Source organism: Gilliamella sp. wkB195, from assembly GCF_001690445.1.
In the GTDB taxonomy this organism is placed as follows: Bacteria; Pseudomonadota; Gammaproteobacteria; order Enterobacterales; family Orbaceae; genus Gilliamella; species Gilliamella apicola_E.
This window is the reverse complement of sequence record NZ_LZGP01000035.1, coordinates 1-11,733: the sequence shown is the minus strand read 5'-3', so window position 1 is coordinate 11,733 and position 11,733 is coordinate 1. Positions and strand designations below refer to the sequence as shown.

The 11,733-nt window shown below is 30.9% G+C and carries 13 protein-coding genes and 1 tRNA gene; 9 read left to right on the top strand and 5 right to left on the bottom strand.

Features of this window, described 5'->3' with window-relative positions; translation table 11 throughout:
• Positions 1-265 precede the first annotated feature (265 nt).
• Positions 266-916: a DUF421 domain-containing protein gene (locus A9G08_RS09325; RefSeq protein ID WP_081299555.1), complete on the top strand. Its 651-nt coding sequence runs from the start codon at positions 266-268 to the stop codon at positions 914-916.
• Between the two features lie 82 nt (positions 917-998).
• Here the strand turns inward: A9G08_RS09325 and ispE are convergent, their stop codons facing one another.
• Together ispE and lolB are read right to left on the bottom strand one after the other, a co-directional pair.
• The gene (gene ispE, locus A9G08_RS09320; protein WP_065563433.1) at positions 999-1,838 is read right to left on the bottom strand and encodes a 4-(cytidine 5'-diphospho)-2-C-methyl-D-erythritol kinase; all 840 of its coding nucleotides are present in this window, start codon (positions 1,836-1,838) and stop codon (positions 999-1,001) included.
• A gap of 11 nt (positions 1,839-1,849) precedes the next feature.
• Positions 1,850-2,470 carry a lipoprotein insertase outer membrane protein LolB gene (gene lolB, locus A9G08_RS09315; protein WP_065563432.1) on the bottom strand — a complete coding sequence of 207 codons (621 nt, stop codon included), beginning with the start codon at positions 2,468-2,470 and terminating at the stop codon, positions 1,850-1,852.
• A 151-nt stretch (positions 2,471-2,621) separates the two neighbouring features.
• On the opposite strand from lolB, the gene hemA reads away from it, so the two are divergent.
• The 5 genes from hemA (at position 2,622) to A9G08_RS09290 (ending at position 5,644) form a co-directional block, all read left to right on the top strand.
• Positions 2,622-3,893 (top strand): glutamyl-tRNA reductase, encoded by a 1,272-nt coding sequence (gene hemA, locus A9G08_RS09310; RefSeq protein WP_065563431.1) that lies wholly within the window; start codon positions 2,622-2,624, stop codon positions 3,891-3,893.
• 30 nt (positions 3,894-3,923) lie between these two features.
• On the top strand, positions 3,924-4,172 hold the full coding sequence (locus tag A9G08_RS11915; protein WP_065563430.1) for a DUF1289 domain-containing protein: 249 nt from the start codon (positions 3,924-3,926) through the stop codon (positions 4,170-4,172).
• Between the two features lie 113 nt (positions 4,173-4,285).
• Complete coding sequence (locus tag A9G08_RS09300; protein WP_065563429.1) at positions 4,286-4,528, top strand: zinc ribbon domain-containing protein; 243 nt, start codon at positions 4,286-4,288, stop codon at positions 4,526-4,528.
• Between the two features lie 99 nt (positions 4,529-4,627).
• Positions 4,628-4,714 (top strand) — tRNA-Leu (locus tag A9G08_RS09295).
• Positions 4,715-4,849: 135 nt separating this feature from the next.
• Positions 4,850-5,644: an acid phosphatase gene (locus tag A9G08_RS09290; protein ID WP_081299554.1), complete on the top strand. Its 795-nt coding sequence runs from the start codon at positions 4,850-4,852 to the stop codon at positions 5,642-5,644.
• Between the two features lie 65 nt (positions 5,645-5,709).
• On the opposite strand, the gene A9G08_RS09285 is transcribed toward A9G08_RS09290, so the two are convergent.
• Positions 5,710-6,591, bottom strand: a complete 882-nt coding sequence (locus tag A9G08_RS09285) for a LysR family transcriptional regulator (protein WP_065563428.1) — start codon at positions 6,589-6,591, stop codon at positions 5,710-5,712.
• Positions 6,592-6,745: 154 nt separating this feature from the next.
• Between A9G08_RS09285 and A9G08_RS09280 the strand changes: the two genes are divergently transcribed.
• Positions 6,746-7,708: an aldo/keto reductase gene (locus tag A9G08_RS09280; protein ID WP_065563427.1), complete on the top strand. Its 963-nt coding sequence runs from the start codon at positions 6,746-6,748 to the stop codon at positions 7,706-7,708.
• Positions 7,709-7,834: 126 nt separating this feature from the next.
• Here A9G08_RS09280 and A9G08_RS09275 read toward each other — a convergent pair whose 3' ends face one another.
• On the bottom strand, positions 7,835-8,587 hold the full coding sequence (locus tag A9G08_RS09275; RefSeq protein WP_065563426.1) for a hypothetical protein: 753 nt from the start codon (positions 8,585-8,587) through the stop codon (positions 7,835-7,837).
• 29 nt (positions 8,588-8,616) lie between these two features.
• On the bottom strand, positions 8,617-9,381 hold the full coding sequence (locus A9G08_RS09270; RefSeq protein WP_065563425.1) for a hypothetical protein: 765 nt from the start codon (positions 9,379-9,381) through the stop codon (positions 8,617-8,619).
• 284 nt (positions 9,382-9,665) lie between these two features.
• On the opposite strand from A9G08_RS09270, the gene A9G08_RS09265 reads away from it, so the two are divergent.
• Complete coding sequence (locus A9G08_RS09265; RefSeq protein WP_065563424.1) at positions 9,666-10,490, top strand: MetQ/NlpA family ABC transporter substrate-binding protein; 825 nt, start codon at positions 9,666-9,668, stop codon at positions 10,488-10,490.
• Between the two features lie 172 nt (positions 10,491-10,662).
• Complete coding sequence (locus A9G08_RS09260; RefSeq protein ID WP_065563423.1) at positions 10,663-11,625, top strand: hypothetical protein; 963 nt, start codon at positions 10,663-10,665, stop codon at positions 11,623-11,625.
• Positions 11,626-11,733: the final 108 nt, after the last annotated feature.

The following is an 11,733-nucleotide window of genomic DNA, read 5'->3' as shown; positions in this document are numbered from 1 at the left end:
ATTAAAAAAAGCTTTTGTTTCGCAACAGAAAAATTGACAACTATTTTTATTTAGTCTTTTATTATATTTTTTATCGATATGAAAAAAATAGATTGATAAATTAATCAATATCAATCTAATATTAAAGCGTCACTCAATTACACACGATTTATATAATCAAATTTTCTAATTTATTAAAATCTCTTCTAAAATTTTATAGGTTTTCAGTATTAACTTTAATATTTATTGTTTTACTAGCTTAGGTCTTTAACATTTGGAGAGTACTATGCTTAACTATCTGGATTTTATTATTATTGCTTTAAAGTTATTGGTTGTTTTTATATGTATCGTTTTATTCTTAAAAATAACAGGTAAAACATCACTATCGCAAATGTCGAGCATTGATTTTATAGGGAATATGATATTAGGTGGGATTGCAGGTGGAATTATCTATAATCCTAAATTGACCATATATGATTTTATTGTTGTCTTGTTGATGTGGACAGCAATCATGTATACCTCTAATTATTTAAAAAAACGAAGTCAAAATGCTAAAGCCTTTATTGTTGGTAATCCAATTATATTAATGGATCATGGAAAATTAAAATTAGATGCTTTCACCTCGATTAATTTAGATTTGGCTAGTTTTGCAGTACTACTCAGAATGAAGAATGTTTTCAACATTCATTGTGTTGAAAAAGCTATTTTGGAGCCTAATGGGCAATTATCAATAGTTAAAAAAGGGGATAAGGACATATCCGTCATTGTATTAGAAAACGAACAACCCGTTGATAATGTTTTAGAGCAACTAGGTAAGGATGAAAAATGGTTAAAATCCGCGTTAGCTGATCAAGGTTATAAAAGTTTTGAAGGGCTTTATTGCGTTGAGTATTATGATCATCATCTTTTTGTTATACCAAATGATGCTATACACTAAGGTTGGGACTCTTTCGATTTTAAGGTGATTAACCATACAAATTAGTTATATTTATATGGTTAATCATGTTAAGCAAAATTAATTAATCTGCATACAGTGGTGATAAGTTTAGTGATTTAGTTATAAAGTTTTTCACTGAGAGGGATTTCAGTTCATTTTGTATCGACAATGCTTGTTCTTTAGAATCACAACGAGTGAAAACACATGCTCCTGTCCCAGTTAGCCTTGTTGGAGCAAATTGGGACAAATACGATATAAGCTGATCGACTTGAGGATAACGTTCACGCACAATAGGTTCACAATCGTTAGTAAACTTATCAAAAGGAATTGACATTAATTGTTCAATAGTTCGTTTAGGTGTGTCACGCTGTAATTTAGGATCGTTAAATACCTTAACTGTTGAAATTTCAATATTAGGACAACTAACTAAATACCAATATTGAGGAATATCAACTTGTTGAAACTGATCGCCGATACCTTCAGCAAATGCTGAGTGACCATAAATGAAAATAGGCACATCGGCTCCAATTGAACGGCCTATTGTTATTAAAGTTTGTTGCTTAATATTTAAATTCCATAATTGGTTTAAAGCAACAAGAACTGTTGCAGCATTGGAAGACGCACCGCCAAGTCCTCCTCCCATTGGGATCATTTTCTCTATAGCAATATCCACACCAAGTTCACTATTATTTGCATAGGATTTTAACCGCTGAGCTGCAATAGTGATTAGATTTTTATCTTCAGGGACTTGTTCAAATTGAGTTAATAATCTTATTTTACCATCATTGTGAACATTAAAAGTCAGTTTGTCGCAAACATCAATAAACTGGAATAATGTTTGTAAATTGTGATAGTTGTCTGGACGACGTCCAGTAATATATAAAAATAAATTTAATTTAGCTGGCGATAACCAATGTTTCATATTCTGTTCCGTTAGTTTAACGTCCAGTTGCTAATTTTTAAGCGAATAAGTTCATCATCATGTGAAAGCTCAATGATGGCGGGTAAATCAACTTTTTTATTTTTGAAAGTATAAGTTGCATAGCTCAAAATCTTTAATGTCCATTTATTGTTATTTTGCATAAAAGATGTTGATGCAAGTCTACCAGAGTTATCTAATTTATCTGTTTGGTTATCATCAGAAAAGCCTTTTAACCAATTATGTAAAGAATTAAGAGGAATGTTGATGTTAGATACTTTTTTCATTAATCTTTCAATATTAACATCATTATAGTGTCCACCATTTTTATCCACTAATTCGGCATAGTTTGGTTCCGACTTCAGTGTTAAAATATTGGTGCCTACAGGTGTCGTTAATTTGACCTCATAATGATCTTGTGATTGTTGAACAATAAGAAAACGACCATAGTTTTTCGTTTTTGTTCCAGTATGGGCAATACTACCATTAACCTTAAAAGAATTAATTTGTTCAAGTATCTGTTTATGGCTTTGCCATTGTTGCTCGATTGATGCATTAGATTGGTATTTTGTTGTTTGACATGCAGTAATCATTAATGGCAATATAAAAAGTAACGCAAATTTGATTTTTGTCATAAAATAACTCTTAAATGGTCAAAAGTAGGGCATATTATAGCTGATAATTTTGCAAATAAGAAAAAGTAACTGTAATTAACCTTTATTATTTTTTTTAGCTATAATATTTAAATTTAGACGCTTTATAAACTATTATAAAAGAATCAATGCAATGTCTATTACAGTATTGGGTGTAAACCATAAAAGTGCGTCAGTCGCTTTAAGAGAAAAAATTGCTTTTTCTAATGAGATTATTGATAAGGCATTATATAGTCTATATCAGCATCCTTTAATTACTGGGTGCGTCATTTTATCAACTTGTAATCGCACAGAAATTTACCTAAGTTATGAGGATGAGGCAGATTTTTTTCGAGTGAAGCAATCTGTTGAAAATTGGTTAGGACAATTTCATCACGTTGATTTGGATGTTTTTAATAACTCACTATATTGCTATGAAGGCCAGAAAGCTGTCGAACATCTTATGTCCGTTGCTTGTGGTATTGATTCGTTAATTATTGGTGAGTCTCAAATTCTTGGTCAAGTAAAACAAGCTTATAATTTTGCTCAGCAAAATAATTGTTTGTCAGTTCAACTCGAAAAACTTTTCCAATCTATCTTTCATGTAGCCAAAATTGTTCGAACAGAAACTAATATTGGAGCAAATACCGCTTCGGTAGCTTATGCGGCGTGCTTAGTTGCGCGTGATCTTTTCTCTGATGCGTCTGAGTTAAGTGTAATGTTAGTTGGAGCGGGTGAGACAATTGAACTTATTTCTCGCTACTTAAAACATCATGGATTTAAAAATGTTATTGTTGCTAATCGAACAAGAGATAAAGCGCTAAAATTAGCATCTATTATTGATGCTGAGATCATCTCTTTACCCGATATTGCTAATCGACTCAAAGAGGTTGATATTGTCATTAGTTCAACTGCTAGTCCTTTACCTATTATTGGCAAAGGGATGGTTGAACGGACACTACATGAACGAAATAATAATCCAATGTTATTTATCGATTTAGCCGTTCCTCGTGATGTTGAGTCAGAAATTAGTCAACTCGAAAATGTTTATCTTTATACTGTTGATGATCTGCAACAAACCGTTCAGAACAATCTAGAACAACGGATTATTGCTGCCAATGAAGCTGAATATATTATTCATGAGCAAGCTGAGTTGTATGTCGATTGGCTAAAAACCAGACATGCTGTTGAATATGTAAAGCAATATCGCCAGAATGCACAAGTTATTAAGCGTGAATTAGAATTAAAAGCGTTAAAAGCAATTAAACAAGGTGCCAATATTGATGATGTATTTTTTGAGTTTTCACATAAATTGACTAATAAATTGATTCATGCACCAACACAAACTTTGCTTGAAGCGGCAACACATGAGTGTGATGATTGTTTTAAAATATTAAGTAAAGGATTAGGCTTAAAAGAGCTTTAATAGTTGTTGATCTTCATAGGAAGAGATAGATTGGATCAAATTGAATTTTTTGACATACAAAGCCCATGTAGACGAGTATGTGAGACAGATAAGCAAGGTTATTGCATCAAATGCTTTCGTTCCAGGGAGGAAAGATTCAATTGGTTAAAATTTTCAGATGTTCAAAAACAAGAAATTTTGCGATTATGTAAGCAAAGGGCATTAAGACGCCGCTATCAATTATTACAACAACAAAATAATAATCAAATAAATACTGCACAAATTGATTTCACTTTTTAATAAAAAATATCCATTCTTATATATCTTGTATTCAATCTAAACTCGGAGTAGCATTTTTATTCAGGTTAAGTCGATTTATTTTAATTACCTGCAAATTAATTGGAATTTAAAATATGAAAATGTGTATTGCTTGTGGTATGCCAATGACAGCTATTGCTGATTATCCTTTACATGATTTGTCGAAAAACTACTGTAAACATTGCGCTCATTCAGATGGTTCAATGAAAACCTTTGATGAAAAATGGCAAGAAGTTACTCTTAAATATTCAAATAACCATAATGTTGATTATTTAGTGGCAAAAGAGACCGCTTATACTATTTTAAAAAAATTACCTGCTTGGAAACGTAAATGGTAGTAGAAATTTTAGGCAACTAACTGCGTTTATAATAATATCTGTTGCAGATATCACAAAGCTTAGTATAATTGCCAACGTTTACTTATTTACACTTCAGATGCCAGTGTGGCGAAATTGGTAGACGCAGCGGATTCAAAATCCGCCGCCCTTAAAAGCGTGTCGGTTCGAGTCCGACCACTGGCACCAATAATAGATCATATTTCAACTGCTCACCCAAATCCTAAAAAATTAATACTAAATAAAGTTATTATTATCATCAAATTTTTCCAAGTTCTCCGAAGTAAGCCTGTTTAATCATTAATCTGGTAATAGGAGTAAAATATGGCAGAAAAAATAAATGTTAGAAAATTGACAATTTTCATTTCAACACTCTACTGTTCTTTAATATTTTCTTCATCATTATTTGCTTTTCAAAAAGGATCAACAGAAGACTTTCTTGGTCATGAAGTTGGGGTTACATATCATACTGCCGATCAAGCCGTTAGTAGTAAAGAATACTTGCCTATTTATCCTCAAGAAGGTACGCCTGAATTTGAAGCAGATAAGATTGCCTATTTACATGGTTATAATCTTAAAGATACTGATCGCTGGAAACAAGCAACAAAGGATGCTGATTTGCATACGGCAAATGTAGCTGAAATTTTTTCTGAACCTTTAGGTATTACAATATCACCCGAAACAACACCCACTTTATATAAAATGTTTGGCGATTTATTGGTTGATTCTGCTGATAATGCCACTAAAACGGCTAAAGAGTTTTATATGCGAAAACGTCCTTTTGTCTATTTTGGTAATCACTCTTGCCAGCCTGTTGATGAAGAAGAACGATTACGTCAAAATGGTTCATTTCCATCAGGTCATACCGCTTATGGTTGGACATTAGCTTTAGTTCTAGCTCAAATTTCACCTTCACATGCTGAAGCGTTAATCAAACGAGGCTATGAATTTGGTCAAAGCAGAATGATTTGTGGAGCCCATTGGCAGACCGACGTAAATGCCGGTAGAATGGTTGGGGCAGTGGAGTACTCAAAATTACAAACTATCCCACAGTTTCAAGAAGATCTTCGCAAAGCAATTGACGAAGTTAATCATCAATATAGTTTATTAAAAAATTGATAGGCTATTTTGGAAAATTAAAAAGGCAGTATTACTGCCTTTTTAAAATATAAAGATTAATCTAATTAAGATTTCAATGCATCTAAAACAAGTTTAAAAACATTTGAGTGGCCTTTACGGCTTGGATAATAGATATAAAATGGCTCATAGGTAATTGAATAGTCGCTTAATAATTCTATAAGTCTTCCTGTTGCTAATTCATTTTTTACATCAGGATAACCAATCCAACAAATACCTAAACCATCAAGTATCGCCTGTTTTCTTAAATGATTATTGATGGAGAAGTGAGTAGAGGGGTGATATTGAATAATATTACCACTATTAGTAAATTCCCAAATTGTTTCCATTCCATGTTGGCTTGAAACTTTTTTACCAATTAAAAGATGTTGATCTAAATCACTTATCTGTTTAGGCTCTTTTCTCTGCTTTAGATAATCAGGACTAGCAACTAGGGCCATTCGCAAAGGATCTGATATTTTTACAGCAACCATTTCTTTAGCAAGGTCATTCCCAATTCTACAACCCATATCAAAACCATCTTTAACGATATCGACTAGATTATTGTCACATTCAATTTCAATCTTAATTTGTGGATAGCGTAAGGAAAATTGACTTAATTTAGGATATATAAAGTTTTCAATCGCAATATTTGATGCGTTGATCCTAATTGTACCTGATGGTGTATCTAAATAATCACCAAGTGCGTTAACTTCTTCATTTATTTGTTTAAATAGAGGCGCTAGTTGTTTATAAAGTTGTTCACCAGCTTCAGTTAATGAAAGACTTCGTGTTGTACGATTAAATAGCCTGAGATTTAATCGAGTTTCTAAATTCCTCATACTATGGCTTAATGCGGATGAGGAAACTCCCAAAGATTTAGCTGCTCCAATAAAGCTTTTTGCTTCAGCGATAGTAATAAAGTAATTGAGTTCGTTATAGTTATGCATAATATATAATATTAATGAATTTAATTCATGATACTATAAATGAATACCCTGTTTATCTCAATAAAAGTTATCTCTAAAATAAAATTATTAAAATTGAGCTTTTATCAATTTATTAAATTATTTGAATGATTCTGACATACTGAGGAGTTATTGTATGGATTATATAAAATTAGGTACTTCTGATATTGAGGTCTCCAGATTTTGCTTAGGATGTATGAGTTTTGGTGATCCTGCCAGTAAAATGCATGACTGGACACTTAATCCCGACCAAAGTGAAGCCATCATTAAACATGCTTTAGATCTAGGTATTAATTTTATTGATACAGCTAATACTTATTCGAGTGGAACTAGCGAGGAATATGTTGGAAGAGCATTGAAACGAAATATCGCTAGAGATAAAGTCGTTTTGGCCACTAAAGTCTATTTTAACGAAGGACACCTGTCTAAAGCAGCTATTGAAAAAGAAATTGATGGATCGCTTAAACGATTGGGTACCGATTACGTCGATTTATACATAATTCATCGTTTTGATTACAGTACACCGATTGAAGAGACCATGGCGGCATTACATCATTTGGTCGAGATAGGTAAAGTCCGAGCATTAGGTGCATCGGCAATGTATGGTTATCAATTTTATAATATGCAGCTGGCAGCTAAGCAAAATGGTTGGACTCAATTTGTTTCAATGCAAAATCACTATAATTTATTGTATAGGGAAGATGAAAGAGAGTTAATTCCGATCTGTAAGCAATTCCATGTTTCATTAACTCCTTATAGCCCATTAGCGGCTGGTAGACTTTCCCGATTAGAATGGAAAACCGATACGTTGCGAAGTAAAACTGATAAAGTCGCTATTGCCAAATATGATAGTACGCAACAAATAGATAGAGAAATTGTTGTAAGAGTAAATGATATCGCACAAAAATATGGTGTAACCATGACGCAAGTTGCGCTAGCATGGCAATTTGCTAAAGGCGTTGCATCACCTATCATTGGTGCAACCAAAACGCAATATTTGGATGATGCAGTCGGCGCGTTAAAAGTTTCATTAACTAAAGATGATATTGCTTATCTTGAGGAACTTTATATCCCCCATGTTATTATGGGAGCAATCTAAAAATATTATTTTTTAACTGTTTTTTACAGCTCGCTAATCCTCGATATTATATTTGAAATATCATATCGAGGGTTAAATAATAAATTGATTTTAAATAATATTTAAATGACTTTTTTATCAATTTAATCAAAAGTATTCCAAAGTTCGTAAATAAAAATGCGTCGTCACTTTATTTGGACCTAAACAATATTCTTTAGTCCAATCGCCGTGCTGATTATAATCACCATAGGAACACTCTTCTTTCATCTCAGCTATTCTTTGATTGTTTTCATCAAGAACAATTTTGCCTAATTCAATTTTGTAGTCGTATTGAATTCTTTTACTCAATTGTTTTTTATCATTATAAAAATATTTATATTCTCTTAAAACAACGATGAAACTGTCAGTTTCATCGTATTTTTGAAAAATTTCTACAACCCTTTTAGAGACTAAATCGTTTTCATAATCAACTTGACTAATGAAATCAAAGTCATAGGTTGAATCTTCAATTTTTATTACTCGCCCATTAGAATCATAACCTACCAATAATTTATTATTTTTTTTAGCATCCTGATAAGAAAGAATATTTTTTTCTTGATCAAACTTGATATCAAGATTCAGGTTCTTATTTTCAGATTCATAAGTATATTTCCCATTTTTATAATCAATAACAAATTTATAAAAATCTAAAGTCATTGATTCAATAAGTCCATCGGTATTTGTAGTTAAAGTTACAGGATTACCCCCTTTTATTGACTGTTCTTTAATTGGAATGGAATGGGGGGCTAAATCTATACCAGCATGAATTAAATAGCTATTTTCAACGGCTATATTGGGTGTTTGATTATCTTTACATCCCAATAGCGCTAAACTGATAAGCAGAATTATTTTGATTTTCATTATTATACTCCTGTTTATTTACTTAAAGGTTAATATTCAATTTCACGTAAAACAAAGAAACTGAAATTTTCATTAGGCTTTAAGCAATAATATTTCGTCCAATCACCAAATTGATTAAAATCATAATATTGGCATTCTAATTTTTGGTTATTTTTTGTTATATAATCATTTGAAAAAATTATTTTTTTATCAATTTGATGATGATTATTATAAAAATATTCAACTTCATTTTTTGACATTAGTTTTGTTTCATCATTTTCTTTAAGTGTGGTTTCTACGATGATTTTTTTCAAATTATTTTGGTCATAAAGAAATGTTGATACGAAGGTAATAAGATTAGGATCAGTTTTTTTTGTAAGCTTAATCAATCTTTTTTGCTCATCATAATTAGCATACCAAGCAATAGGTAGTTTTGCTTCATGAATTTCGGTCATATTCTTGTCATTATCGAATTTTATATAAAATTCTAAAAGAAATTGATCTTGTTGCGAGAAAATCATTAAGGATTTTTGGTAATCAATATCTATTTTGACTGGAAATGCTTTATCTGATGATTGATTAAAAGTAGGTTGAATTTCGGGTGAAACAACAGAGGTAATAAAACCTTGCTGATTTATAGTAAACTCTTGGTTTATGCTACCAGATAATATTTGTTTTTTTATTGGTTTGGAGAATGGTTTAAGTTCAGGAGATTGAAAAAATAAGTAATTATTATTAATAGCTTGCTCATTATCACTCTTTGGGTTACAGCCAATTATCAAAAATGATAAAAAGCAAATGATAGTTTTTTTCATTATGATCCTTATGTTTAAAATCTGGTCCTAATCCTAAGGATACCATTATTTTTTTAATATAATAAGGACATTGAACTCAAAAGCTTAATAATATTAAGGATACTAGTTTAACTAATTTATTGATATCCTATTTTCTTAGCGATATTTTAATCTTATTTCACATATTTCCAATTTGAATATAGATATAATTTTTTCGTATTATCCCAATAGTTATTCACCGACTATAATGACTCAATAGTCGTATCAGAATATGTTCGACTAATTTATCTTAATAGGGAGTGATAATGAAAAAATATATTTACCTGTTTATATTATTAGGATTTACATTAATTGGCTGTGACAACAATTCTGATTCAGCTAAAAACAACCAACAAGAGAAGAAAGAAATCGTAGTTGGTTTGCCACCAAGTATGCATAATATAATGATGGAAAAAGTCGTAAAACCTGCTTTAGAACAAGAAGGTTACAAAGTTAAGATGGTAAATTTCAGTTCATTAAGGGATTCAAATACTGCTTTAGTTGAAGGAAGTATCGATCTTAATGCTGCTCAACATCAATCTTATTTAGATGTATATAATAAAGAAACTAAGAGTGATCTTGTTTCTTTAGTTCATATTCCTTCAATATCCGCGGCGCTTTTTTCACAGAAACATCATTCAATAAATGAAATTGCTGATGGACAGACAATTCTTATTCCAAATGACCCATCAAATAAAGCTCGTTCGTTACAATTATTACAAAGTTTGAATTGGATCACCTTAAAACCTGAAAGTGAAGCAGGAACGTTAGATTTAAATGATATTGCCGAAAATAAATATCATTTAAAATTTAAAGCAATATTATCTGAAATTATTCCTAGAACGCTTAATGAAGTTGATTATGCCATAATGCCTGGGGGAATAGCATGGTTAAGTCATATTCCTGCAGATAATGTCTTAGTTCAAGAAAAGTTAACTCCGAATCTTGAATTAATGGTCGTAGTTAAGAAAGAAAACTTAAATACCAAATGGGCGCAAGATGTAAAAAAACTTTATCAATCAGATCAGCTTAGAAAATTTATTAATGAAGATCCTGACGCTAAAGGTCGCTTTATTTGGCCACAGCAGTAAATCTTTCCAAGATATCCTAATTACTATTAGGATATTTTTCATATTTTATATAACTGCTTTCAAACTTTGATTAGATCAAAAACTATTTTGTAAAGCAATTTAAAGATAAATAATTCATTTATTTTGATTTTTCACCATGATAAAATTGTTATCTCCCCAATTATGAATATAAATGAATGTGATGAAAAAAATTCAATTACCCATTTTAATTGTCTGTGGCGTTATGCTTTGTAGCTGTTCCGATGAACCTAAGTCAGTTGTTCGTATGATTGATAATCCCACTGATAATGAAATTGTAGTAGCCATTGATGGTAAAGAACTCGCTATTCCGGCTAACTCTAACACTACCTATACTTTTGAATATGGTAAGCATAATTTAGCATATAACAATGAGTCGCTCGATTTTATCGTTAAACCAGCTAGGTTTCCTAATGATGGTTTTATTAATCCTACACAAAGCAACTATATGTTTCATACCTATATCTACGCTACTGAAAATACCAGTGACGAAGATTATGATAAGTTATATGAAAAATCTTTACGTAAAGTCTCCATTATTATAAATGGTGTAGAAGATGAAGTTGAACTACCTGTTAAAGTGATAAATGATGTTTTTATCGAAAGGGAAGATAATACTTGGGACTATTCAATCAACCAGGAAGCCCCTAATGAACTTCCTAAAAAATTTAAAACCAAAAAAGATATCCAACTTCCTAGAATTAAAGTCTATCGTGAAAAAGATTATATCACCTTATTAAAAAATGAATTTTTTGAATCCAATGAAGATCCAGAGACAGGATTTGAAGTAAGTTTTCCTAATAAACCAGTAAAATTTAATGAGATTAATCAATATGTATTCCCTAAAATTAATTTGGGTGGAATTGAATGTGATGCTGGTAAAAAATATTTAGCAGACATATTAGATAATTGGAAACAACTTTTCACTTTAAATGGTGATGACTTCGCGAGTAAATATAAAAAATTAGGTGGAGAGGAAGGCATAGATTCTTTAAGAAAATCTGATGAACTTTGCCCTAAAGAAATAGATCCAAATATGACTTATTACCAAGCATATGGTCCATTTGAAAAATTTTTAAATTTTACCCAAGATACTAATATCTATATTATCAAATAAATTTTAGTCATTGTGTAATTTATCACTACAATAATTATAAAAGGCATAATATTTTTATTATGCCTTTTATTTTATCAATAACCGTTATTCTGAATTTATTGAATTGTA